Annotated in this window: 26 protein-coding genes, 1 pseudogene and 1 other annotated feature; of the genes and pseudogenes, 18 read left to right on the top strand and 9 right to left on the bottom strand. The window is 42.3% G+C overall.

Going from position 1 to position 23,860, the window contains the following annotated elements:
- Window positions 1–9 precede the first annotated feature (9 nt).
- Together FOF60_RS21180 and FOF60_RS21175 are read left to right on the top strand one after the other, a co-directional pair.
- The gene (locus tag FOF60_RS21180) at window positions 10–417 is read left to right on the top strand and encodes a hypothetical protein (RefSeq protein WP_192470064.1); all 408 of its coding nucleotides are present in this window, start codon (window positions 10–12) and stop codon (window positions 415–417) included.
- Complete coding sequence (locus tag FOF60_RS21175; protein WP_192470065.1) at window positions 404–949, top strand: hypothetical protein; 546 nt, start codon at window positions 404–406, stop codon at window positions 947–949. The genes FOF60_RS21180 and FOF60_RS21175 overlap by 14 nt, the downstream gene beginning before the upstream one ends.
- A 305-nt stretch (window positions 950–1,254) precedes the next feature.
- Here the strand turns inward: FOF60_RS21175 and FOF60_RS21170 are convergent, their stop codons facing one another.
- Complete coding sequence (locus FOF60_RS21170; protein ID WP_192470066.1) at window positions 1,255–1,488, bottom strand: YkuS family protein; 234 nt, start codon at window positions 1,486–1,488, stop codon at window positions 1,255–1,257.
- Between the two features lie 78 nt (window positions 1,489–1,566).
- On the opposite strand from FOF60_RS21170, the pseudogene FOF60_RS21165 reads away from it, so the two are divergent.
- A pseudogene (locus FOF60_RS21165) lies at window positions 1,567–1,644 on the top strand (DUF1541 domain-containing protein); the annotation flags it as partial.
- 58 nt (window positions 1,645–1,702) lie between these two features.
- Here FOF60_RS21165 and FOF60_RS21160 read toward each other — a convergent pair.
- A complete protein-coding gene (locus FOF60_RS21160) occupies window positions 1,703–2,656 on the bottom strand; it encodes an arsenic resistance protein (protein ID WP_192470067.1) in 954 nt (317 codons plus the stop codon).
- 276 nt (window positions 2,657–2,932) lie between these two features.
- Here FOF60_RS21160 and FOF60_RS21155 point away from each other — a divergent pair, with 276 nt between their 5' ends.
- The 3 genes from FOF60_RS21155 (at window position 2,933) to FOF60_RS21145 (ending at window position 5,201) form a co-directional block, all read left to right on the top strand.
- The gene (locus tag FOF60_RS21155; RefSeq protein ID WP_192470068.1) at window positions 2,933–3,829 is read left to right on the top strand and encodes a cation diffusion facilitator family transporter; all 897 of its coding nucleotides are present in this window, start codon (window positions 2,933–2,935) and stop codon (window positions 3,827–3,829) included.
- Between the two features lie 250 nt (window positions 3,830–4,079).
- Window positions 4,080–4,991 carry a YIEGIA family protein gene (locus tag FOF60_RS21150; RefSeq protein WP_192470069.1) on the top strand — a complete coding sequence of 304 codons (912 nt, stop codon included), beginning with the start codon at window positions 4,080–4,082 and terminating at the stop codon, window positions 4,989–4,991.
- Window positions 4,992–4,994: 3 nt separating this feature from the next.
- Window positions 4,995–5,201 carry a capping complex subunit for YIEGIA gene (locus tag FOF60_RS21145; RefSeq protein ID WP_192470070.1) on the top strand — a complete coding sequence of 69 codons (207 nt, stop codon included), beginning with the start codon at window positions 4,995–4,997 and terminating at the stop codon, window positions 5,199–5,201.
- A 129-nt stretch (window positions 5,202–5,330) separates the two neighbouring features.
- On the opposite strand, the gene FOF60_RS21140 is transcribed toward FOF60_RS21145, so the two are convergent.
- A complete protein-coding gene (locus FOF60_RS21140; protein WP_264647603.1) occupies window positions 5,331–6,137 on the bottom strand; it encodes a COX15/CtaA family protein in 807 nt (268 codons plus the stop codon).
- A 415-nt stretch (window positions 6,138–6,552) separates the two neighbouring features.
- A complete protein-coding gene (locus FOF60_RS21135; RefSeq protein ID WP_192470072.1) occupies window positions 6,553–7,512 on the bottom strand; it encodes a hypothetical protein in 960 nt (319 codons plus the stop codon).
- A gap of 352 nt (window positions 7,513–7,864) precedes the next feature.
- Between FOF60_RS21135 and sigI the strand changes: the two genes are divergently transcribed.
- Both sigI and FOF60_RS21125 read left to right on the top strand, forming a co-directional pair.
- On the top strand, window positions 7,865–8,578 hold the full coding sequence (gene sigI, locus FOF60_RS21130; RefSeq protein ID WP_192470073.1) for an RNA polymerase sigma-I factor: 714 nt from the start codon (window positions 7,865–7,867) through the stop codon (window positions 8,576–8,578).
- Between the two features lie 21 nt (window positions 8,579–8,599).
- The gene (locus tag FOF60_RS21125) at window positions 8,600–9,730 is read left to right on the top strand and encodes an anti-sigma-I factor RsgI family protein (protein ID WP_192470074.1); all 1,131 of its coding nucleotides are present in this window, start codon (window positions 8,600–8,602) and stop codon (window positions 9,728–9,730) included.
- Window positions 9,731–10,188: 458 nt separating this feature from the next.
- Here FOF60_RS21125 and FOF60_RS21120 read toward each other — a convergent pair whose 3' ends face one another.
- Entirely contained in the window at window positions 10,189–10,923 is a 735-nt protein-coding gene (locus FOF60_RS21120; RefSeq protein WP_192470075.1) for a YwaF family protein, read from the bottom strand.
- 133 nt (window positions 10,924–11,056) lie between these two features.
- Between FOF60_RS21120 and FOF60_RS21115 the strand changes: the two genes are divergently transcribed.
- The 3 genes from FOF60_RS21115 to FOF60_RS21105 all read left to right on the top strand — a co-directional run bounded on the left by FOF60_RS21115 (window position 11,057) and on the right by FOF60_RS21105 (window position 13,299).
- Window positions 11,057–11,488: a DUF2935 domain-containing protein gene (locus tag FOF60_RS21115; RefSeq protein ID WP_192470076.1), complete on the top strand. Its 432-nt coding sequence runs from the start codon at window positions 11,057–11,059 to the stop codon at window positions 11,486–11,488.
- Between the two features lie 220 nt (window positions 11,489–11,708).
- A complete protein-coding gene (locus tag FOF60_RS21110) occupies window positions 11,709–12,623 on the top strand; it encodes an ABC transporter permease (RefSeq protein ID WP_192470077.1) in 915 nt (304 codons plus the stop codon).
- Between the two features lie 112 nt (window positions 12,624–12,735).
- Window positions 12,736–13,299 carry an FAD-dependent oxidoreductase gene (locus tag FOF60_RS21105; RefSeq protein ID WP_192470078.1) on the top strand — a complete coding sequence of 188 codons (564 nt, stop codon included), beginning with the start codon at window positions 12,736–12,738 and terminating at the stop codon, window positions 13,297–13,299.
- An 86-nt stretch (window positions 13,300–13,385) separates the two neighbouring features.
- Here FOF60_RS21105 and FOF60_RS21100 read toward each other — a convergent pair whose 3' ends face one another.
- Both FOF60_RS21100 and FOF60_RS21095 read right to left on the bottom strand, forming a co-directional pair.
- Entirely contained in the window at window positions 13,386–13,652 is a 267-nt protein-coding gene (locus FOF60_RS21100) for a DUF2188 domain-containing protein (RefSeq protein ID WP_413632779.1), read from the bottom strand.
- A gap of 91 nt (window positions 13,653–13,743) precedes the next feature.
- Window positions 13,744–14,298: a DUF6944 family repetitive protein gene (locus FOF60_RS21095; RefSeq protein WP_413632778.1), complete on the bottom strand. Its 555-nt coding sequence runs from the start codon at window positions 14,296–14,298 to the stop codon at window positions 13,744–13,746.
- Between the two features lie 171 nt (window positions 14,299–14,469).
- Between FOF60_RS21095 and FOF60_RS21090 the strand changes: the two genes are divergently transcribed.
- From FOF60_RS21090 to FOF60_RS21080, 3 genes are all read left to right on the top strand, one after another.
- On the top strand, window positions 14,470–14,898 hold the full coding sequence (locus FOF60_RS21090) for a cell wall hydrolase (protein WP_192470080.1): 429 nt from the start codon (window positions 14,470–14,472) through the stop codon (window positions 14,896–14,898).
- A 148-nt stretch (window positions 14,899–15,046) separates the two neighbouring features.
- On the top strand, window positions 15,047–15,502 hold the full coding sequence (locus tag FOF60_RS21085) for a MarR family winged helix-turn-helix transcriptional regulator (RefSeq protein ID WP_192470081.1): 456 nt from the start codon (window positions 15,047–15,049) through the stop codon (window positions 15,500–15,502).
- A 1-nt stretch (window position 15,503) separates the two neighbouring features.
- Window positions 15,504–18,617: an MMPL family transporter gene (locus tag FOF60_RS21080; protein ID WP_192470082.1), complete on the top strand. Its 3,114-nt coding sequence runs from the start codon at window positions 15,504–15,506 to the stop codon at window positions 18,615–18,617.
- 198 nt (window positions 18,618–18,815) lie between these two features.
- On the opposite strand, the gene FOF60_RS21075 is transcribed toward FOF60_RS21080, so the two are convergent.
- Window positions 18,816–19,448, bottom strand: a complete 633-nt coding sequence (locus FOF60_RS21075) for a DsbA family oxidoreductase (protein ID WP_192470083.1) — start codon at window positions 19,446–19,448, stop codon at window positions 18,816–18,818.
- A gap of 214 nt (window positions 19,449–19,662) precedes the next feature.
- Here FOF60_RS21075 and FOF60_RS21070 point away from each other — a divergent pair, with 214 nt between their 5' ends.
- A complete protein-coding gene (locus FOF60_RS21070; protein ID WP_192470084.1) occupies window positions 19,663–20,205 on the top strand; it encodes a GNAT family N-acetyltransferase in 543 nt (180 codons plus the stop codon).
- Between the two features lie 47 nt (window positions 20,206–20,252).
- Here FOF60_RS21070 and brnQ read toward each other — a convergent pair whose 3' ends face one another.
- Window positions 20,253–21,584, bottom strand: coding sequence for a branched-chain amino acid transport system II carrier protein (gene brnQ, locus FOF60_RS21065; RefSeq protein WP_192470085.1), 1,332 nt, complete (start codon window positions 21,582–21,584; stop codon window positions 20,253–20,255).
- A gap of 97 nt (window positions 21,585–21,681) precedes the next feature.
- Window positions 21,682–21,924, bottom strand: a binding site (T-box leader).
- 164 nt (window positions 21,925–22,088) lie between these two features.
- Between brnQ and FOF60_RS21060 the strand changes: the two genes are divergently transcribed.
- From FOF60_RS21060 to FOF60_RS21050, 3 genes are all read left to right on the top strand, one after another.
- On the top strand, window positions 22,089–22,976 hold the full coding sequence (locus tag FOF60_RS21060) for a selenium metabolism-associated LysR family transcriptional regulator (RefSeq protein ID WP_192470086.1): 888 nt from the start codon (window positions 22,089–22,091) through the stop codon (window positions 22,974–22,976).
- 88 nt (window positions 22,977–23,064) lie between these two features.
- Window positions 23,065–23,337 carry a ubiquitin-like small modifier protein 1 gene (locus FOF60_RS21055; protein ID WP_192470087.1) on the top strand — a complete coding sequence of 91 codons (273 nt, stop codon included), beginning with the start codon at window positions 23,065–23,067 and terminating at the stop codon, window positions 23,335–23,337.
- Window position 23,338: 1 nt separating this feature from the next.
- On the top strand, window positions 23,339–23,611 hold the full coding sequence (locus tag FOF60_RS21050) for a MoaD-like domain-containing protein (RefSeq protein ID WP_192470088.1): 273 nt from the start codon (window positions 23,339–23,341) through the stop codon (window positions 23,609–23,611).
- Window positions 23,612–23,860: the final 249 nt, after the last annotated feature.

The following is a 23,860-nucleotide window of genomic DNA, read 5'->3' as shown; positions in this document are numbered from 1 at the left end:
GGTGAGATAATGCGAATCCGGCATTTTATCCTGATGGGTGTTTTTTTAGGGGCGGCCTCTTTCTTTCCGATTGATACATTTGCTGAGAAAAATGGTTCAGCCGGTCAGCCGGTACCTCAAAACACCGAAGTACATAATCAAGTTATACGTAAAGCGGATACTCCTGAGGCCGCGAATAAAGCAGTCCCCGTTAATCCTGATAGCGTGAATAAGAAGCCAGAACAGGTTGTTCAGAAACCAGTGCAGAAGTCTGATTCCCGGCCAGTACAAAAGTTATCAGCCAAAACGGATAGGACTAATGAAAAGGGTATTCCTTCTATAAAAAAGAAGATAAAAGCTGGGAAACCTGCTGAACCTGCTGTAAAGGAGGAAGGTCAGACACAGACACCAGCAAAGTCAAAAGTTGACACTGCATAAAGCAAAAGCAGAGTCTAAGACTGATGCCCAGCCTGAAACAGCAGAAAAGATTGCCGATCCTTCACAGTCTAAAAATGCTGAGGCTCAGCTGAAGAAAGACAATAGAATCATCAAATCGCAGGCAGGTTTGCATGCAAGTAAAAATGCTAGATTGCATGCTGCCCCAAATTCAGCGGTTTTTACCAATAGCCCAACGGAAGAAAAGGCTGAAACTGAAACTGATGTTCAAGCGGAATATTATTTTGGAACTGATTCAGCTACGGCCGCTTTTGTCAATTATCTGAATCAATATGGAGAAGGCGTTAAGCCAGGTACCTATTCCTCACAATGGAGCTGGGAAGTTTCAATGGAGGATTTTTCGCCAAGCACTCCGGGAGCTTACTGGGTGGCCTATTACCCTGGTGACATTCCAGAAGATTTAACAATCAGCAATCCAGACTGGGGCAATTTCCCGGGTACAACCGAAAAGGCACAAATTTGGCAGTATTATGGCGGGGAAAATGACTACAATGTAGCTTGGAAACTTCCTTAAGATATACAAATACTCTGTCAAACTCTTTAATCATTTTATCAGAGCCTAGCTTTTCCTTAAGAGTAAAAGTTAGGCTTTTTTGCTGTTTCTGCATTGTAAGTTTCGCATGATTTTCAATATAAGAGAACAAACACTCTTTTTCTTTGGCTGTTTTAGTTTTTATTATTGCAGTAATTCTCTTGGTCGTTTGGATTATTTTTAATAGAAAGAAGAAATAATGTGTCAACTGTAAAAAACGTAAAAAAACCTCACTAGGAGGCTTTTTTCTTTATCAATTCTTGAATTATAGCAAGTACTTAATTGATTTACTTTACAATGTTCTCAACTTTAGAAACCACATCGTTTACAGTACGAGCTGTGGCATCCACAACTGGTACATCATTTAACTGGTTATCAGCTAAATCTTCTGTCCCTCTTGCTACGCAGCAGTCGCAGGAAGGCAGGTTTTCTTCGTTTTTAAACATTTCTACATTATGTCCTTTTTCCTCTAAAGCTTGTTTAATATCAGTAAGCGGCTCTTCCACTGCAATTTTAGCCATCTCTATCCCTCCTCATTTTTTGGGTGTATATTTTGTTTAACCGAATTATAAAAATGTAAACCTTGCTTTCTATTTTGTTTCACTCCAACGAGCGGAGGAGACGTTGTGAAAAATCATAAATGGGTAACAGAACAGGAACTTTCACCTGCGAAATGATGTTTTTTAAAAGATAAATAAGGTATCACAACAGGTTGTAAAGCACACATCCTTATTTTCATGATGTGTGCTTTCTTGAAATAAATAATAAAATCTGGGTAATGATTGCCAGGATAGGCAATTCCAATAATGGGCCGATCACCAATGTTAAAGCGATTAATGGCTGGTCGGGGAATGCGGTCATCGCAATGGCTAAAGCAATGGGTGAATTCCTTGCTAAAGTAGTCAGGCTTAAGCTTGTTCTGTCGGAGTTCGGGAACTTCATAAGTTGTCCAGCCTTTTGACCAACAAAGAAATTGATTAGGAAAAATAATAGAATGGGGATGGAAATTTGCCACATTAAATCTAAATTATCAAGCAGTAATTGACCTTGCGAAGCAAACATCGCGACAATTGCAAGGCTTAAAAAAATGATCGGTAACACGCTGAACCTTGATATAAGATTTTCTCTTAACTCTTGTCTATTTCTCAAGAGCATTTTTGTGAGATAAGCTAAAACTAATGGGATGAACAAAACAATTAAGATACTTTCCACTAGAAATGAGAACTCAATAACCCCTGTTGTTCCGCCAAAAATGAGAAGATAAAATGGCAGCAAAATGACTTGCAAGATTAAGTTTAAAGGTAAGATTGCTGCTGATAACGCAATATTTCCCTTTGCTATTCCTGTAAAGATTAAGTACCAGTCAGTGCATGGGGTAACCATGAGCATGATAAATCCAATATATAAAGCGGGGTTATCACCTAAAAACACCATTGCCAGCAGCCATGCCAGGATAGGCGTCCAGACAAAGTTGATCAAGACTGAAGTATAAGTAAACTTGATGTTTTTAAAAGCATTATTGATATCCTCGATAGGGATTTGCAAGAACGTAATATAAAGCATGGCTACTAATATAGGAAGAATAAAGCTCTCCGCATTTGCTCTTATAAGTTCCACCTGTCCTATCCCTATGCCAATCATTACTGCTAAAAAGATAATAAAAGTATATAGTTTTTCAAATAAACTCATTGGAATATCACTACCTTAAACTAAATTAATTGAATGCTCAAATCATTTTATCATAGTGAGAATGGGACTGTAAGTTTTGCTTATTCAAGTAATATAGACTCTACGTGCCCATTGCATGATCTAATTCCTGGTCGATTCGGGAGTGAACCACATGTTTTCTATTTTTGTGACAGTTATTTTCCAAAATATGAGACGGGCCGACGGGGTAGTTTTAAACTCCCCAATACAGGATAAAGGATAAGAAAACTTAATTAAACGTTAAGGGGAGGTGTACGAATGGGTCAAGGACATAACCATGAAACCAGCAGCAACAAAAAGTTACTCTTGATCAGCTTTATTTTAATTTTTGGTTTCATGATAATTGAGCTAATAGGCGGAATTTGGACAAATAGTCTTGCGCTGATCAGTGACGCTGGACATATGTTAAGTGATGCGGTTTCGCTGGGGTTAAGTTTGCTTTCGATTAAAATCGGCGAGAAAGCAGCTACAGCTGCCAAAACCTATGGTTACAAAAGAGTAGAAATACTGGTAGCGTTTTTAAATGGGATAACTTTACTGGGAATATCCATTTATGTTTTTTGGGAAGCCTTCAACCGGTTTTCCGAGCCTCCGGAAGTGAGTACCAGCATGCTATATATTGCTGTTGGTGGATTAATAGTCAATATAGTTGCAGCCTGGATTCTCCAAAAGGGGGACACGAAAGAAAACCTTAATCTCCGGAGTGCGTTTTTGCACGTTCTTGGGGATATGCTGGGTTCTGTTGGAGCAATAGTCGCCGGATTGCTGATTTTGTTCTTTAATTGGAATCTGGCCGATCCGATTGCCAGTATTGTAGTTTCTATTCTGGTGCTGGTAAGTGGGTGGAGAGTGACAAAAGAGTCAATTCATATTTTGCTTGAAGGATCTCCTTCGAACATTAATGTAGAAGAGGTGAAAATGAAACTCGAAGAACTGAATGGTGTGGAAGAAGTTCATGATCTTCATATCTGGTCGATTACTTCCGAGCAGCCTACATTAAGCGGCCACCTCGTTGTTGAGCCAAAAATTAATCGCGATGACCTGCTGAACATGGCAACAAACCTCTTAAAAGAAAGGTTTAAAGTAAAGCATGCTACCCTTCAGCTCGAAGGAAGGAATTTTGCTCATAAGGAAAAAGAGGAGTATTCTCATTAGGGACCAGTGAAATGCCACTGGCCTTTTTTTTGTGAAAGAGGGATGAGTATGTAGACTATGACGTTATTGGAGCCCCGCTTTTCGATAAATTCGCTTTATCGGTCATCAATGAAAGCTCTGAGAAGTTTGGTTACATCGCTCTTATGCCACAGTGCTTTATCAACTAATCACCCAAGAATGCTATCTTGTCATCTTAAGTATTTTTCCATTAATAATCGGGAATGATTACTGAAGAATGAAGGAGGTTGCCATGAAAGAGGGAATTATATCATCTGAGCATATTGTTATGATTATTACAGCTGTTTGCGTCGGAACATTGGCTAGGATTCTGACTATAAAGGAAGATTTTAGACAGTATCCTAGCTATCCAAATGGCTATTTGATCCATTTGGTTACTGGGTTTGTTGCTGCTTCCCTTGGTGCAGTTGCCATCCCGGCCTTAATGACGAAAAACTTTGTAGCAGTGACATTTTTGACCCTCGCCATCCAACAGTTTCGGGATGTGAGAAAATCTGAAAGAGAAAGTTTGAAAGATATCGAAAACACGGAATATGCTTACCGTGGAGAAGCATATATCGACGGGATTGCCAAGACATTTGAAGCAAGAAATTACTTTGCTTTAATCGTTTCTTTTATGACAGCCCTCACGATTCAAATTGTGGATAGTGAGTCGAAATTAATTAATATCATTTCGGGTACAATTGTGGGTGCTGTAGTAGTTTACTTATTAAAAAGATTTTCTAAAGGAAAAACAATAGGTGATATTGCTGAAGTTGAAGAAGGCAAAATTGAGGTAAAAGGCTCGGAACTGTTCGTGGATGGAATTTATGTGACCAACCAGTTAGGATCGGAAAATGCTGCTAAGATGTTTAGCAATGAAGGATTGGCTGTGGTGATTTATCCTCATGAGGAACATTTTCGGATCGCTTTGGATAACTTTGGGCAAAGACAGGCTGCGCTTTTTGAAGCTACGAGAGTTTTGGGAGTTAAGAGATATCATTTTACAAGGAAGGAATACGAAAAAGGAAAGATTGTAATTACACTTGTTCCTATCATTAAAGACAAGGATAAGCTGATTGAAGCTGTTAAAAAAACTCCATTACTTGAAAGCGTCAAAAAAAGCCATACAGTTATGAAAACTAATCTTGTCGGAAAGGAGTAGACAATGGGAAGAGAATCTACCGAGAGACCAGGTTATGAGATATTGTCTATTGTCACTTTACATAAGGAAAGGATACTGGGAGGTAAACAGCTTACCCTGTTTGCTGAGAATGTAGAGCAGCAGAAACTAATGGCTCAGGATGTTGCCAAAGCCATGAAAGCTGATGTAGTTCAAATGAAAAGTGGTGATTATTTAGTCATAAGAGTTTAATCTTCAATTAGGAGACTACTATGATAAAGACAATATTTCGGAAAAGGAACATGGGTAGGGGGTTTTAGATGAAGCCCCCTGCCCGGAGTTTGATCAGGTCTCAGCATTCTCTATGATCTAGATTATTTGCTAATATATTTTGTTGTTTTTCTCTTGATTGGACTTAATGATTGTTTTCCCAAAACCTTTTCGTTCTGCAGCAAGGAAACTCGCAGCGGAAATAGAAAGAATAGTAAAGATCATATGGAGTGAAGCAATGGCCGGAGCCAGTGAACTAACCTTTGCAAGGAATCCATACACTCCAGTTAATAAGAGAAAGACAACCAGACTACTAGACAGCAGAATGAATGTTTTATTTCTTATGGACAAGAACAAGATATAAGATGATGCTAGCAATACTGCTATACCAAGTAATCCATGGACCGAATAAATGATATATGAAATGCCGCCTTCATCTGAAATAAGCATTTTGCTGATTCGAAAGTGTTTGAAAACAGCTCCAATGACTGTTTCAATAAAAATAAATACTAATAAAGCCAAAGCGCTTTTTTTAATCGGTGTACTCTTCTTCTCTATAAGGGGAGGTTCAAGAATGTTATGAGTATAAATTACGGAAACGAGCAGAAAAAGACTTACAGTCACATCGAGTGTGGTAAATCCTACCGGAGTTCCCAATAAAACATTCAAACCCCCAACCAATGATTGAACAAGCAGCAGAACGATTGTTAAAATCGGCCAAATCGATTTCGCATTTGATATTCTAAGCTTTTTCCATACGAGGATTGCGTTAATAAGAATGATGAAACCTAAAGAAGTAGTAAAAAGCCTGTGTGAATATTCAATTAGTACTTTAATGCTTGAAAAATCCGGAATTAACTTACCATTGCATTTTGGCCAGTCGGATCCGCAAGCATCACCTGAGTTCGTTGCAACCACCAAATTTCCAAGGATAAGGGCAAAAATGGTAGCAGCAATCGTGAATTTCTGCTACCATTTTTGCATTCATCAATCATCCTATCTTATTGTGTATGAACACTTATTCATATAAAAACATAACATGGATATCAGTTTCTCACAATACTTAGCCAGAAGGCAATTCTTACAAACTATCCCGTTGACAGAGATTATGGTAGTTTATAAGATTGTTATGTATGTATATATGACCATATAGAATTTTGTAAAGGTGCAGGACAAAGGGATGTAAAGTCCACACAAACTGAACAGCAAATTCATTAAACTTTCAAGTACATAGGCTTTAGGATTTTAACAACAATCTTTACAAACAGCCATCAATATAAAGAAATCTCCCCTTACTAAGCTGGTAAGGGGAGATTCTTCATATTCCATAATTTTAGTTATGGCCGCGGTTTTGATGGCCCTCGGAATTTGGGCCTTTGTATTGATGCTTTTGGTTTACTTGGTGATTTTCGTTCATGTTTACTTGATGATTGGTTTCTGTTTGGGAATGATTCCTATTAGTTTTATCATGGCTGGAGTGCACGCTTGGCTCTTCCGTGTTGTGATTGATTTCCTCGTTACTCATGGAAGAGGAATGGTTGGCCGCAGCTTGTTTTCCCATGTTTTTTTGTGAATTAGCGGCTTGCTTCTCGATATTTTTAGCTGGACTAGAAACAGATGCTGCTTGCTTCTCGATATTTTTAGCTGGACTAGAAACAGATGGTGCTTGTTTGTCGATATTTTTTGATGTATTTGAGACAGTCGCGGCTTGTTTAGATGATGATGGAGCCATTTGATGTTGCGGCTTCAATTGTTTCATCCAAGCTGCATCCAATTGCATGAAATGTTCAGGTCTTATACCCTTCATCATTTGCTGATCCAAATCAATCATTTTTTCGTATCGATCTCTATAATCTACTGTAGACCTATTCTTGGCAATCCTTTCCCACTTTTGATGAAGGTTATCGGTTTGCTTCATCCACCCCCTGTCAAGTTCCTCCATTTTTTCTCGAGTGACATTTTCCATCAATTGCCGGTCCTTTTGGATCATTTTCTCGTAAATATCATCCGTCTTATTTTTCATTCCATAATCAGCTACGACTAACCAATTATCATGTAATTTTTGCATTTGTTCAGGAGATATTTCCTTTACGGCGTTTACAACAGTTTTTGCATTAACTTGTATTGTTTTTGTCTCAGATGGGTTACTTATATCGGTACTTACTACCTGTGTTTGATATTTTATGCCTTCCTGTTGGCTGTCTGGTGAAAGAGCTGCACTCGCAACACCGAGGCCGCTGACACCTAATATTGTGCTTAGTGTAATAGAAGCTATTTTTCCTGGGATAATCATTTGGATGACCTCCATTTTTTATTTGTTTTTGTAACGGGTACCCTTACCTTCTGTTATCCGAAGGGAGTTTGAAATTTAGGGGGTGCGTTGACTGTTTTTTAAAACTTATATATTGGAATTTTCTTCATCATAACAACCATGGAACGGTATAAATGCGCTGACACTAAATACAGTATCGGTCATTATCTTTGGCATACGTTCTTTTTTTATCACAAAATGTTCAATTTTTCCCTGCTTATACTATAAGGGGTATTGTTATAATAGGAACCTGTTAAACAAATATTTTTTTTGGACCTTTAATCTACCAAAAATTGAAATCCTTTACGGATAACAATATAGTGGAGTGATAACTATGCAGGATGCGACTCGGGAACTTGTTGAACAGTATCAAGCAGGGAACCAATCAGCGCTTGGCGAATTGGTTCGACAGCAGCGCCCTTTCATATACAAAACAACGAAACGGATATGCAAGAGGAATGTTTATTGGGATAAGGATGACGAATTAAGTATAGCGCTTATTGCTTTTCATGAAGCAGTTGAAAAATATGAACCTGGTAAGGGAGCAAATTTGTTAACTTTTGCCCATAAGATTATTCAGCAACGATTGATCGATTATTTCCGAAAAGAAGAGCGCCATCATCACCTTCCGATCGATGCAGGAAAAGATGAAGAAGAAGTGGAAGTAAGTAAAATTGAAAGGGATAAGGCGGTAGATGACCACCTCCGCAGACAGGAACAGCTGGAGATGGCAGCCACCCTGGCAGAGTTTGAGGAACGCTTGATCGAATTTGGAATAACAATGGAAGATCTCGTAGGTGCTTCTCCGAAACATCGTGATACCAGAGAAAATTTGCTAGACATAGCAATGATAATCAGCCATGAGGATGACATTCTTTCTTCTTTAAAGGCAAAAAAGCAATTACCTGTAAAAGAAGTAATGAAACGGGTGAAAGTGAGCCGCAAAGTTCTCGAGAAAGGAAGAAAGTATCTGATTGCAATGATTATTATCATCACGGAAAGGCAATTTGCATCGATAAAAGATTTCGGAGGGATCAAGGATGAATGAGCTTAAGAGAGAGTGGTCGATATGAAAACAAGGGTGCTTGTATCGAATATTAAACACGATGAAGGAAAAATGATTGTATTCACGGAAAATCGTGAATTTCAAAAGCTATCCATTCCTGAGGGATCATCCCCTTCTCCAGGAGAGATGATTGAAATAGACCTGCCAGAAGAAGGAGCAGAGAATAAGCAAGCATATAACAAAAAGCCGTTCTTTAAAATATATCATTCAAATAAAAAATGGATTTCAGCAGCCGCCATGATCCTTCTTCTTGTTGCAAGCATGTTTTACGGGAAAATCGGCGAAACATCCGCAGCCGCTTATGTAAACTTGGATATGAATTCGAGCATCCAATTGGAAGTGGATGAAAACGGGATTGTACAAAAAATGAAGGGATTGGATGCAGAGGGCGAGAATATAGTCAATTCGATTAAACTTGATAATAAGGAACTCTATTCCATTATTCAGGAGTTAGTACAAAGAGAGAACAGTCCCGATGGCAATATAGAACAGGATGAAGTAATTGTGATGGTTAGTCTGGTCCATCTCGATGAATCTATGACTCCCGCAATCAATGAGGAAAAACTATTTGAGTTGATTAACCGGGTGTTAGAATCAAAAAAAATATCAGGGTATATCGTAATCAATCCAGCGACAAAAGACCAATGGCAGGAAGCTGAAGAGTCTGGCTATACAATGAATGAATATATGCTGAAGAATCATGCACAAGAACATGGAGTTGAAATCAGCGGGAATCAATTACATGGGGAACACAGTGCAGCCGAGTATATGGTGAAAAACAAAATTCCTGCAAAACAAATATTTCCTGAAACAAGTTATAAAGTAAACTGGGGAAATTCGAATCATCAGGTTCAGGAAAAAGAACTTCATGGCAGTTTGCCGGACAAGGAAACTCAGGCCGGTAGTGAAATGGAACACAAGCAGCCGAGTCAAAAAACTATCACAAGGGAAGAAAAAGTTGACAAACAAAATGTGGAAAGTAATCAAACGGAACAAAAACAAATTGACCACAGTCAGTATCAATCACCATCTACAACTCAAGGTGAAAGGGAGATGAATGATGAAAAATCCGGAACCGAAGAACGTCACACAATGGATTCGCAAGATAGAGACAGGAAGGAACATGGGAAGTAACAAAAATAAAAAGCAATGGATAAATAGATGACTCCAAATGACAGCTGTATAGAGAATAGAAGAAGGGTCATCCGAAAAGGGTGATCCTTTTTAGTGAATTGATTTGTTTTCACAACAGCAGTAAAGGCTGACTTAAAGTGGCTGGAGGCTGATATAGTATGGGAGTTTTGATTAGTAACCTGATGTTTCGAATGAAACTATCTTCTACGGTTTCCGCACCAAATTTACTTGCTTGTTTTTGCTAGTTTCAACAAGTTCAGGACCAGTAATTTAAAGGAGTTGTTCCGAATGGAAGTGTTTTTGTACAGAATGGCGCTTTTAATGAGGATAACGAGATAAGTGATCCTGGCTTATCAAGAATACATTCCTTGTCGGAAGAGATGCTGCTCATACAGAAAAGCATATCAAGCGGATAAAAAAAGAGGAGTTCAGAGAATCATCTCTGAGCTCCTTTTTCGTTAATCCTGCTGTTTGTCACTTTTCAACCTTCTGGTAAGCCAGAATGGCAAATACAAAATGATAAAAGTTACAAGCGCAATGGCTTCCAGCGAAAGGATGTACCAGGGCCATGGTCCGAGATAGTCGATGAGCGACGGATTGACTGGTTTTTCGGAGATGTACATATAGTTTCCCTCGATCAGGAAATTGACGATGAAGACGATGAGTGTATAGAGGTTCAGCCAAAGGAATGCTTTCCAAATGGACTTCCATGTCGGCCTGTATCCTGCAACAAATACCATGAACAGGTTGGCGATCACCGTTCCGCCATGTGAAATGAAGAAATGGACATAGCGGTAGTGTGGGAAGGTATACAGGCTGATGTCCGGCGTGATCATTGCCTGGAGCGCGCTGCCGACACCGACAAAATAGGTGAATTCAAATAATGCATATCTTTTTGTTAAAAGTAAAAGGGCGGAAAGAATAAGTGAGATGCTGCTCAGATGAAGGGGCAGCGAATATTGGTAACTCCAATGGCCGCTCCACCACAGCCATGCCTGCAGGCTGATTTCGGATAGGATCAGCACGAGAAATAATCCAACCCGTGCAATACGATTGATACGAGGATCCCTCAGTGTTTTACGAAACAGAAAGAGCAGGATCACCATAAGCAGGAAAGCCGCAAGTGTAGACAGGTGAACACTGGAAAATAGCTTAAAGACATTTTCTGTACCTGGCTCAAAAAGTTCCCTCATAAGCCTTCCTCCAATTGGTTAATAGTTCATTTTTTCCAAATCACACTCTTACTTTAACATATTCTCAGCTGGCATATATATGGTTAGAAAAACATACATTTCATACGATTACAGATTTGAGGAGGGTGAGAACATGCAGTTTTATTACGGCCAGCAGATGCCCTTGCGGATATTGGATGAAGCTGAGTTCTGGAAGCATCAGGAGGAGGAGCATACTGTTGTAATCAGGGAGTTGACTCCTGATTTGGAACAGGAATATGTGAATGCACTGAAGGAATGGGAAAGGGTATTGGGGGAGACCCGCCATCAAGTTTTAAGATTCATCGAGACGGTGACGAGGTCCGCCAATTACATACCAGCCCAGCTGCACCAGCATGTGTTGAAGCTGACCTCGTATTATTTGGAGCAAAGTCTTGATTTTATCAAATTGTGCGAGCAGATTAAAACTGAAAGCGAGGCGGTGAAAAATAACCCAACCGCCAAAGTGGTACTGGACCATATCATCCGGGAATCAGAATATTTTGTCGGGATTGCCCAGGCGCTGCTATATCAGCAGGCACCTTAATAGCAAGCCGGTCATAGCCTGCCATGCAAACTGGCCGGCTATTTTTATGCAGGTGTTATATTTTCATAAGTCAGCCCGAAGAACATTTACTATATGAAAATATGTATTTCATCAGTAAAATAAAGGTAATGATAAAAGAATCCGGAGCAGCCAGCAGGTGAAGTATTGCTTTGTAGTATTCTTCATGATCAAAAATAGCTGATGTTTGAGAGGGTTTACCATGAAAGTATGGATCTTTTCCTTTAAAAGAATCATGATTGCCATTCCTAGTTTGCTGCTGACCTCCATGGTTGTCTTCTTTTTATTCATGATGATGCCGAGGGTGATGGGGGCTGATTATGACCTTGCGATTCTATGGATGGAATATAAAAAGTGGATTGCCAGCTTTCTGACAGGGGATCTGGGAATGTCGTCGTATTATCGTGTGCCGGTTTCGCTGATTCTTAGGGAAAAAATGACTAATACCCTTATTCTGGGAATTGCTTCCTTGCTGATCACCTATTTGCTGTCTTTTTTCATGGGGAGGTACGCTGGCCGGAACCCTAATACACTGGGGGACAGGCTGATTAGCGGATTGAATTATACTGGACTCTCCCTGCCGTTGATTGTTGTTTCCGTTTATTCGATCTATTTCTTTTCGTTTGAGCTGAACTGGTTTCCCTCCAATGGCTCAGTCGATATCACCGTGACTGAAGGGACATGGGGATACTGGTTTGACAGGGTACATCATCTCATATTGCCGGCTACTGTATTGGGGATTGTCGGGACAGCTACATACACACAATTTCTGAGGGATGATATCGTGGAAAACAGCCGAAAGGAATATGTCAGAACGGCAAAATCCATTGGGCTTTCCGAAAAGAGGATCTACAATGTCCATATTTTAAAAAATTCCCTGATTCCTATCGTCACCTTTCTAGGAATTGATTTAGTGAACATCGTGAATGGTGCGATCATTGTTGAAACAATTTTTACATATCCAGGAATCGGCCAGCTGTTCATAAAGTCAATTAACATGCGGGATCACGCGATGGTTATGAATCTGACGATGATGTTCTCCACCATCATGATCATGGGGAATCTGATCGCCGATATCCTTTATGGTGTGGTGGACCCGCGAATTAAACTGGAATAGCTCATCATTTTTGGTGAGTCTTTTGTGATAAAACTCCTAGTTTTAAAATATTCGCTTATAGAAGGAAATCTGTTATGATTATATTGAAATAGAGAAAAGGAGGAATTTTCCTATGTATGATGTAGCAATTATCGGAGCGGGCCCTGCAGGCGGAAGCGCAGCAATTTTCGCAGCGAAGGCTGGCAAGAAAACAATCGTGCTGGACAACAATAAAAGCGTAACGAAGCGCGCCTGGATGGAGAACCACTATGGTGCTCCAGAAATTGCAGGTCCTGACTTAGTAGAAACTGGCATCAAGCAAGCGAAAAAATTTAGTGCTGAGTTTGTTGAAACGACAGTGACTTCTGTCAGCAAAACAGACAGCGGCGTTAAAGTCGTAACTGAAAACGGCGAGTATGAAGCAAAGCATGTTATCATCGCATCAGGCATGATGACGGATGTAGCAGAAGCATCAGGTCTTGCAACAAAAGATGGCACAGAGCCAAGAATCAAGACAATTTTCGATGTCGATGCTGCCGGAAAAACAAATGTTGAAGGCGTATGGGCTGCAGGCACTTGTGCAGGCGTAAGCATGCACACCATCATCACGGCTGGAGACGGTGCGAAGGTTGCCATCAACGTTATCAGTGAGCTGAACGGCGAGCGCTATGTTGATCACGATGTTTTAAAAGCTTAATAGACTAAAGCCTTGCAGCAATCTGCAAGGCTTTGATTTTTTTGACGGAAACAGCTGACAGCTATCTGGTCAAAGCTCCGCCGCTATTAGTTGCTGTAATTGTACTGATCCTCAATCTTCCCATCTTCATCATGAATGTAGGCCATCGTGCCGGCTTCTTCAGCCATTCGCTTAGCCTCGCTCACAGCTTCGGATCTTGAGTCAGTTGTAAGTTCTGGGTCATCCTGTCCTTCTCTTTTGACTGCCCAGCCTTCTTCATCATGAGGTACAGCGTGGAATCTTGCATCATCGGTTCCAGCGCGGTCCTTGAAATAATCTTCACGTTCCATTCCGTTGTCATTATTCTTTGCCATGTTCATTACCTCCTCGAATGCTGGATTACCTAATAAAGGTATTATGAATTTACCCATGCTGTGTTGAAGAAAACAAGAATATTTCTGCTTTTTATCCAGTTTCATCCAAATAATCTATTGTGGAACCAACTGCCTCAATAATGGAGCCTGTAGCCTGAATCCAGCTCCCGGCGGTATTGATATTTTCCCCTTCCCCGCCCTGAAGCTCGATGATGCCTGAGATCGCTTGCAGTGAATTCCCGATGATTTGAAGCAGGTTTCCATATAAATGGTAGAGTGATTCCACGGATTGCTCTTCTGTTAAAGTATCTTTAAGGACGGCGCTGCCTCCGAGTGCCTGCATCAGATTGCCTTTGATATCCAGCTCCTGCTGCATTCCCGGAAGAAGAATGCCCGCAATTACCGTGAGATTCCCTGCAGACTGTATCATGTTTCCAATCTTCTCCATTGTAAAATAGGGCTCGCTGTCTGCAATCAGTGCATTACCCAAAGCCTGAAGCTCGTTTCCCCACAGGTTATAGCTGGTCAGCTCGTTTTCGGTAAAAACCTTCAAGGGCGTGCTTCCAATTGCTGAGAGTGTAGTTCCGGTTGCCTGAACCCAGGCGCCAAAAAGTTCCTTCTTCTCATTTTCCATGATGATCGTCACCTACGTCCTGCTACTATCCTATACGGGGCAAAGCGAATATGTTATGCAAAAGAAGAAGAAACCTGTATAGCCCAAGCTTTTGAATAATAGGAATAAGAGTGAAGGAGTATAGCCCGGAAACAGGAGGGTTATTCAACTATGTATTGAGAATCCGATGGTGGAGGTTATGCCATGGCAGTAGTGAAGCATACGGAGGCTGATGTCGATCTGTTGGCCCGATTGTTAAGAGCAGAGGCTGAGGGTGAAGGGCTGCAGGGAATGCTGATGGTGGGAAATGTAGGGATCAACCGGATACGGGCGAACTGTTCCGATTTTAAGGGGTTAAGGACCGTTCCGCAGATGATTTACCAGGAACATGCTTTTGAAGCAACACAAAAGGGTTATTTTTACCAGCGGGCGAGAGAGTCCGAAAAAAGACTTGCGAGGCGTGCACTTAAAGGAGAGAGGCTATGGCCTTCTAAATTTAGCCTGTGGTATTTCCGTCCGCCAGGAGATTGCCCGCCGACATGGTACAATCAGCCGCATGTCGGCCGATTTAAACTTCATTGTTTTTATGAACCAACAGGGGAAGAGTGCGCGAATATTTATAACACCTTTTAAATAGCTGGACTGCCTGATAAACTTGGGCAGTCTTTTTGTTTTCTTATTGACATAAAAAGTAATTAGGATTAAAGTTAAAAAGGTTAATAGTTAAACAGTTGAACAGTTAAACAATGGAATAAGTTTTGAGCGAGGTGAATAGATAGACATGTGTGATAAATCAATCAAGGATTTAGTTGACCATTATATCCATGTTTCTTTTTCGGTCAACAAGATTGCCGAGGGACTGATCAAGGAAGAAATAGGTTCAGACCTGACGAATGATCAGCACTATACACTGCGGTATATCAATAAGGTTGACACTTGTACGTCCTCCGAGCTGGCGGAAGTATTCGATGTCAAAAAAAGTGCGATTACCGCAATTATTACCCGATTGTGGGAAAAAGGGCTGATCCAGCGGGAGCGGGATGAAAATGACCGGCGCCTGGTCTACCTGTCTTTGACTGAAAAGGGAAATGAATTATTCCAGAAGGCAGAGGAAAGGATTCAGGCACTAGTAGGATCCTTTATTGAAAAATTCGATCAGGATGAAATCGTTCAGTTTCTAAAGACTTACGACAAGTTGAATGACATTTTAACAGAAAGAAAGAGCAGGGTGGAATAACGTGAAATTCATTATTAAGCAGAAATGGTTTGTTATTATTGCATGGATTCTTGTGGCTGCAGGTCTGTTCATGGCTGCGCCGAATATGGCGGAGCTTGTCCGGGAAAAAGGCCAGATTACCGTGCCGGACGAATATTCATCGACGCTGGCCGGAAAAATCATGGACGACGTAAGGAAACAAGAAGGCGGAGGGGATGATACCCAGGTCGCACTTGTTTTCCATAGTGAAAAGAAATTGACCCAGGAAGAAATCAATGAAGCGGAGAAAGCAATCCGCGCACTTGAAGATAACAGCGAGGAAATTGGGATCACCGATATTCTGACACATTTCAATGAAGAGAGCCTTAAGGCACAGCTTGTTTCTGACGATGGGAAATCGATCTTAACTTCAGTCACGGTCAATTGGAATGACCGCGAACCAGCGGAGGTAAGCAAGCTTCTGTATGAAACGATTGAAGATATCGAAGTCGACCACTATTACACAAGTCAGTGGCTGATCAATGAAGACTTGATGACAAGCTCTGAAGAAGGTTTGAAAAAGACTGAAGGAATCACAGTGGTCTTTATCCTCGTGGTGCTTTTGCTGGTATTCAGGTCTGTCGTCGCTCCTGTCATTCCATTATTGACAGTCGGGATGGCCTATCTTGTTTCACAATCAATCGTAGCCATGCTTGTTGATCAATTCGATTTCCCGCTTTCAAACTATACGCAGATTTTCCTAGTGGCCGTATTGTTCGGAATCGGAACGGATTACTGTATTTTGCTGCTCAGCCGTTTTAAGGAAGAGATGACGCATAATGAAAGCGTGCCGGCTGCGATTGTCGCAACATACAAAAACGCGGGACGTACAGTCTTTTTCAGCGGTGTAGCGGTTATGATCGGATTCGCCGCTATAGGATTCTCCCAATTTATTTTATATCAGTCTGCTGCAGCCGTAGCGATTGGTGTCGCAATGCTCTTGCTCGGATTATTCACTATTGTCCCATTTTTTATGGCGGTATTAGGACAAAAGATTTTCTGGCCTTCAAAACAGAGCGCTGAACATGGTGAAAGCAAATTATGGGGCACGGTCGGCAGCTTCTCACTGGCTCGTCCATTCCTCAGCCTCTTGATTGTAGCGGCAGTATGCGTACCATTCCTGTTTTCATACGATGGGGAGTTAAGCTATAACTCACTGGATGAAATCAGCGGGGATGTAAACTCAATCAAGGCCTTTAACGCAATCGCCGATAGCTTCGGACCTGGTGAATCCATGCCAACCCAGGTCATTTTGAAAAATGACGAAAGAATGGATTCAGCAGAATACATCGAGCTGGCTGAGAGAATCAGCACTGAATTAGAAAAGGTCGACCTCGTTGACACAGTTCGCTCGGTAACAAGGCCAACCGGCGAACCAATACAAGACTTCTTCGTATCCAAGCAGGCTGAAACACTCGGTTCAGGACTTGGAGAAGGAAAAGAAGGTTTGGATAAAATCAGCGAAGGACTTCAGGAAGCAGAATCAGAGCTGTCCAAATCAGCTCCGGAACTGGATGGTGCTGCTGATGGCATCAACCAGTTAATCAATGGAACGACCGAAATTAAGTCAGGTCTTGGGGAGATCCAGACCAACCTGGCAAAAATAGAAAACGGCATCCGAAAGGGATCTGCTGGTTCTGACCAGCTTCAGGCCGGATTAGCAGAAGCTAAGGCGGGAGCCGAGGAACTGCTTGCTGGGTATAAGGAGCTTCAGGGGAATTATGTTGAGATGCAGACAGGTCTGGCAGAGCTTGAAGCTGGTTACAAAGGAATTGGTGATGGTCTTGCTGGACTATCTGCAGGTATATCACAGAAACAGCTCGAATTATTCAGTCACATTGAAAGTGAATACGGGGCAGATGATGACACATATAAAACCCTTAAAACTAATCTCTTAGATATGCAGAATCAATTAGCCCAAACATCAACAGGTTTGGACCAACTTAATGAGAAAATGCCTCAGCTTACAGGCGGCATGGCAAAAGCAAATGAAGCCTTCGCCGATGCTCTGGCACAGCAGGCAAACTTAGGTCCTGGACTCCAGCAGCTCATCGACGGAATCGAGGAGCAGCAGTCAGGACTGGACCAGCTGGCTGACGGCCAGGGTCAAATCGTTGATAATTTCCCGAGGCTGACGGATGGACTGACTGGAATCAATGCCGGACAGCAGCAGCTGCTGGCAGGGTTTGGCGGTCTTGGAGGCCAGCTGGACCAGCTTACAGATGGTCTTAACCAGAGTACGGACGGCTTGAACCAGGTATCTGAAGGTCTTGGCTCTGCACAGGAATATCTGGATGGCCTGGCTGAATCTGATTTCAACGGCTTCTATTTGCCGGCTGATGTACTTGAGAGTGAAGAATTCACCCAGGTATTTGATGTTTATATGTCAAACGACCGCAAAGTCATGACGATGGACGTTATTTTTGAAGCAAATCCTTATTCAAATGAAGCCATGGCTCAGGTTGCTGAAATCGAGGAAGCAGTTGAGCGTGCGACGAAAGGGACGAAGCTTGAGAATGCGGAAGTGGCAATTGGCGGCATCACGAGCACGAACGCCGACCTTGATACGATGTCCGGCCAGGACTACTCACGGACGGTCATCTTGATGCTGGTGGGGATCGGGATTATCCTTGTGTTCCTGTTCCGCTCGATCATCATGCCGATCTACATTATCGGCTCACTGATTTTAACTTATTATACGGCAATGGCTGTCAACGAGGTCATCTATGTTGATATCCTTGGATATTCAGGCATCAGCTGGGCAGTACCGTTCTTTGCCTTTGTCATCCTTGTTGCCCTTGGAGTCGACTACAGCATCTTCTTGATGGACCGATTCAATGAATATAAGAATCTGTCAATCTCCGAAGCTATGCTGCTGTCGATGAAAAAGATGGGAACAGTCATTATTTCTGCGGCTGTCATCCTCGGCGGTACATTTGCAGCGATGATGCCATCAGGAATGATGTCCCTGCTGCAAATCGCGTCAATCCTGCTTGTTGGATTGTTCTTATACGCATTCATCATGCTGCCTTTGTTCATCCCGGTACTGGTGAAGAACTTCGGTGAAGCAAACTGGTGGCCGTTTAAAAGGGCATAGTAAGAAAAGCGTAAGCGCCTTGGTCAGCCCCGACAAGCGCTGGAGGTCTGCCCAGTGAAGTCGTTCTTTGACTTCATTGGGCAGACCGAAGCGACTCGAGGGGCTAGGCGCTGAAGCTGGACAATTCTCGAAGTTGAATTTTATACATTTTATATTTTAAAAGAGGCAGTCCACAAATTGTGGCTGCCCTTTTTAGCTTTAACATCCATCCACTCCGCATGATAAACCATCACCTGAATCTCCCATTTCTGATTTAATAATTTGTTCCAGCGCTTCTTTCGATCTCATTCCCGGAACGACCCTGTCACCAATGATAAAGGTAGGGACAGCGGTTATATCAACCTCGTTATAGGCATGGTGAAGAGCCTGTAGATGTGCTTCTTTATATTTCCTAGTTTCCAGTGCTTCACGATACTCCATTTCATCCAGGCCGATCTCTTCGGCAAGCATCGTCAACACCTCGATATCCCCAATATCCAGCTCCCTCTGGAAAAAAGCCCGGAGCATATGGTCGTTATACTCATTTCCTTTTCCTATCTCCTTCGCATACTGATAGCCTTCGAATGCCAGATGAGTATATGGCTGGGGAGACACATCCGGAAGGACTATGTCGATTCCCATCCGCTCAGCCATTGGGTAGACGGATTGCTTCCAGGTGCTTTGCAGATAGTGTTCTTCAGGCTTGAGTGTTTTGTTCGGATAGGGCCTCAATTCAAAAGGCATCCATTCAAGTCGGACATCCTTCCCTTTTATCGCTTCCATTAGCGGAAACTCCGCCAAAAAGCAGAATGGTCAAACGTAATCAGAGTAGATTTTGATATTTAGTGTCATAGCAGCCTCCTGTTCACTTTTCATCATTTAGATTTTGTTTGGATTATACCTTTATACATCGAACCTAAAACTTACAATAATTTTTATTGCCTTAAGCATCCGTAAACCATAAGATGGAAATATCAAACCTAAAGGGGATAGTATATTGCGTATATATAAATTGGTTTTTTCAGATGCAGAGGTGAAATTAATACTAGAATAGGAGAAAAAAATCATGACAAAAAATCTTTTTCGCGGCCAAACGCTAAAGCTTACAGCAAAAAGGGAAGGGGATACAGAAATCATCGCTTCCTGGGATGAAGACCCTGAGTACCTGAGAAATGTGGACACCGATATTGCGATACCGCGCCCGGTTGAACATTTTGAAGGTGAGGGTGATCCTGGTTCGAACAGCTTTTACTTCCGCTTACGGACGATCGAGGATGACAGGCTGATTGGATTTATCGTCATCCACAGCATCGAATGGAATAACAGGGCAGGGATGCTCGCAATGGGCATCGGCAACGCCAATGACCGTGGTAAAGGATATGGTTCCGAAGCGCTGCAGCTCATTCTTCGCTATGCCTTTCATGAACTGAACCTGAACCGTGTCGGCCTGGATGTCATTGAATATAATGAGCGGGGAATCCGTGCCTACCAGAATGCCGGTTTTCAAATCGAAGGCAGGGTGAGACAAGGGGTCCATCGTGATGGCAAAATTTACGACCGAATCAATATGGGAATCCTAAGGTCGGAGTGGGAAGCTATCTCCATATAAAAAATAATGGACCGGGCATTTTTCACGCCCGGTCCATTTCATTCCTATTATTCTGAAGCCGTCTTTAACTCTTTAGATGGAACCAGCCTGTCAAAGGCCCAGCCAGCAAGTGCACCAACAAGTGCAGGCAGCAGCCAGCCCAGTCCCTCCGCATATAGCGGCAATGATTTTAGTAGTGATCCGAGTGCCTCTGACTCAACACCGAATGTCTTCAAACCGTCAACTACACTCACAAGTGTTGTTGCAAATACCGCTCCCACATAGACTCCGCGTGCTCCCTTGAAGAAACGGTCAAGGAAGGAGAGGATGACAAGGACGATCGTGATCGGATAAAGGACGATCAACACTGGTACCGAAATCGAAATGATCTGGTTGAGGCCAAGATTCGCGATCAATAAGCTGATCACTGTCACAACGAGTGTGAAAGTCTTATATGAAACCTTTGGCATCATTTTGGCGAAAAATTGGCTTGTCGCGGCCACAAGGCCAACTGCCGTTGTGAAGCAGGCAAGTGTTACGATCAATCCGAGCAGCAGCATGCCCGGCGCCCCGAACATCAGCTTTGCCGATTCTGTTAAAATCGCACCGCCATTTTCGTATTCACCAACTGAGGCCATTTTTGCACCTAGAAGGCCGACTGTAACATATACAAAAGCTAATCCGATGCCAGCGATGACACCAGCCTTCAATGTTTCCCGTACAACCTGTTTGCGTTCCAGCGCTTTTTTCTGCTGGATAGCTCCAACCACAATGATACCGAAGGCCAACGCAGCAATGGTATCCATCGTCAGGTACCCTTCCAGGAATCCCGTAGCAAATGGAGCTGATGTGTATTTTTCAGATACCTGTCCAAACGAACCTTCCAGCTTAAAAAAGCTGCCAATCACGAGCAGGACGATCGCTGCAAGCAAAACAGGCGTCAGGATGCTTCCAATCCGTTCGACCATTTTTGAAGGGTTTAACGTAACCCAGTAAACGAGTGCGAAAAAGACTAGTGTAAACAGCCAAAGTACTGGAGAATTCACTCCGGATTCCCCAAGGAACGGCTTAACGGACATTTCAAAAGCGACATTGGCGCTCCTTGGAATGCCGAAGAAAGGCCCGATTGACAAATACACTGCAGCACTGAAAACGATTGCAAAAGCTGGGTGTACCTTAGAGCCGATTTCTTTTATACCATCCTTAGCCATCGAGATGACAACAACAGTCAATAATGGCAGTCCAACTCCGGTTACAACAAAACCAAGCATGGCTGGCCAAAAATTCGCTCCTGCTTCCTGCCCCAGGAACGGCGGGAAAATCAGGTTCCCTGCTCCAAAAAATAATGCAAATAACATCAGACCGATTGTGAGTGTTTCTTTACCCCTTAAGCTTCCCATCCTTTTTCTCCTCCTAATATAATGTTCTGGCACTGAGAGTATAGGAAATCCGGAACGGAATGTTATACAATAAAAAACAAAAAACTCGCCCCTGAAAAATAGGGACGAGTTGTTCTCGCGTTACCACCCTGATTCCGCACAAACATGCGGCTCTCATCAACGTACCATCATACGTGTTCCATTTAACGGCGGACCAGCCGGCAAAGCTTACTGGAATCAGGTTTCAGCTTTGCATCTCAGAGATGATGTTCCTCTATAATCTGAACACCGGCTTGCAGCAAATCACCGGCTCTCTGCGGATCAGGTTCCATAAAGGACGTGTTCTCGTCATCGATTTTTATTATTGTAAAATATATTTACAAGAACTATATTAATATTCAGATAATAATATGTCAATACTATTTTAACAGTAAAATTCAGGATAATAAATATCTTGCCCAATACAAGCCCTTAATATATTAAAATGAATAAATAAGAAGTCGAACAGCAGATGGAGTAAATAATATGAATTTGAAAAAACTAGAGGCATTCATAATGGTTGTCGAAAAGAATAGTTTTTCTGAAGCAGCGGCCGCGCTTAAGAGCTCGCAGCCATCTGTCAGTCTCAAAATCAAAAGCCTGGAAGATGAGCTGGGATTTGAACTGCTTGACAGAGGGGCGGCAGGAATCAGGCCGACTCCTGCAGGTGTGCTTGTGTATACAGCGGCAAAGGACATTGCCAAGCGGTGGAGGATGCTGGAGGGCGAACTCGGAGAATTCCAGGGAACCTTGACAGGCACTCTGACAATTGGGGCGAGTACCATACCAGGAACCTATTTGCTTCCCGGCTGGGTTAAAAGGTTCCGCAGCCTTTTTCCGAAGGTGGATGTCAAAATCGAAATCGGCGATTCGAAAAAAATACTTGAAAAACTGCAGAACCACCAGATTGATGCTGCGATCATCGGGATGAAGGTCGAATCCCGATTGGTAAAAAGCAACCCGGTTGCCACGGACTCGCTGGTTTTAGTTACGCCAGAAGGCCACCCATTAGTCCAAACGGATTCAGCAGATTTTTCACAACTTCAACAATATGATTTCGTCCTACGTGAAGAAGGATCGGGCACTCGCAAAATGATGGAGCATTACTTAGCAGAAAAAGGCCTGTCATTTGAAGATTTGACAGTTGCCGTATCCATCGGAAGCACAGAATCCGTAATCGCTGCGGTTGAAGCAGGACTTGGCATCAGTTTTATTTCAAGGCTGGCGGCAATGCCTGCACAAAGAGCTGGCCGTATTAAAATCGTTGACATGTTTGAACCATACGAACGGGAATTTTATCTTGTGACCCATACAGATGCTGAAAACACTCCGATGATCAGACAGTTCTCAGAAATAGTGAATCAAAAATCGTAAATGAGAGTGAAGAGTCCCTGCTGAAAGAGCTAATGACATTTTTCATTTTTCAATTTATTATTAAGGTAAGGAGAAAGGGGCGTTTAGGATGCAGGTTAAGGTATTTGCTAATCTCAGGGAGATTTGCGGAGGCGTGACAGTCGAAGTGAAGCCTGATGGAGACCGGGTTATGGACGTGCTTGATAAAATGTGCGAAATGTTCCCGGTTTTACACGAAGAGATTTTTACAGAAGAAAAGACGCTCAAGCCATTTGTGCATGTCTACATCAATGGCCGGAACATCGTCCATGACCAGGACCTTCAAACGTATGTAAAAGAAAGCGACCAGTTCGCGCTGTTTCCTCCGGTTGCCGGTGGCTGATATGGTTGATAGAATACTAGAATTCCGCGGAATCAACAGGGGTCACCTTGGAATGTATTTTGAAGAGCTGGGCGGCAGGCTCGTGACCGACTCCTTCCCGTTTGTGTATGAGGCGGAAGGATGGAGAGCGGAAATCTTAAGCGAGGATGAGCTTGCTTTTACAAAAACATTCATCGTCAATGCTGTACATATCCGCTTTGAGGCGGAAACCATGGATGAGCTCGAACAGCTGATCAAAAATTACCGTTATAAAACAACCCGGGTAGGCGGGTAGCGAAGGTTTCGGCAGTTTATTGCCGGAGCCTTTTTATTTTTAGTTTGAAAACTATTATTTGGGCTTGAAAACTTCTAATTTTAGGCTGAAATTGTGAATTTTTCCGATTAGCGGTCGTTTTACACTAATAGGAAAGGGAAATTATACCTCAAAGGAGCCCGCTTTAGAAAATATCGACCACATTTTGAGTTTTATCGGCGAATTTTGAAATATATCGACCACATTTTCACTTTTATCAGCGAATTTTGA

The sequence above is a fragment of the Mesobacillus jeotgali genome, assembly GCF_014856545.2.
Classification (GTDB): Bacteria; Bacillota; Bacilli; order Bacillales; family Cytobacillaceae; genus Mesobacillus.
Note: the sequence above shows the minus strand (reverse complement) of the source record. Positions and strands in the feature narration are given on the sequence as shown.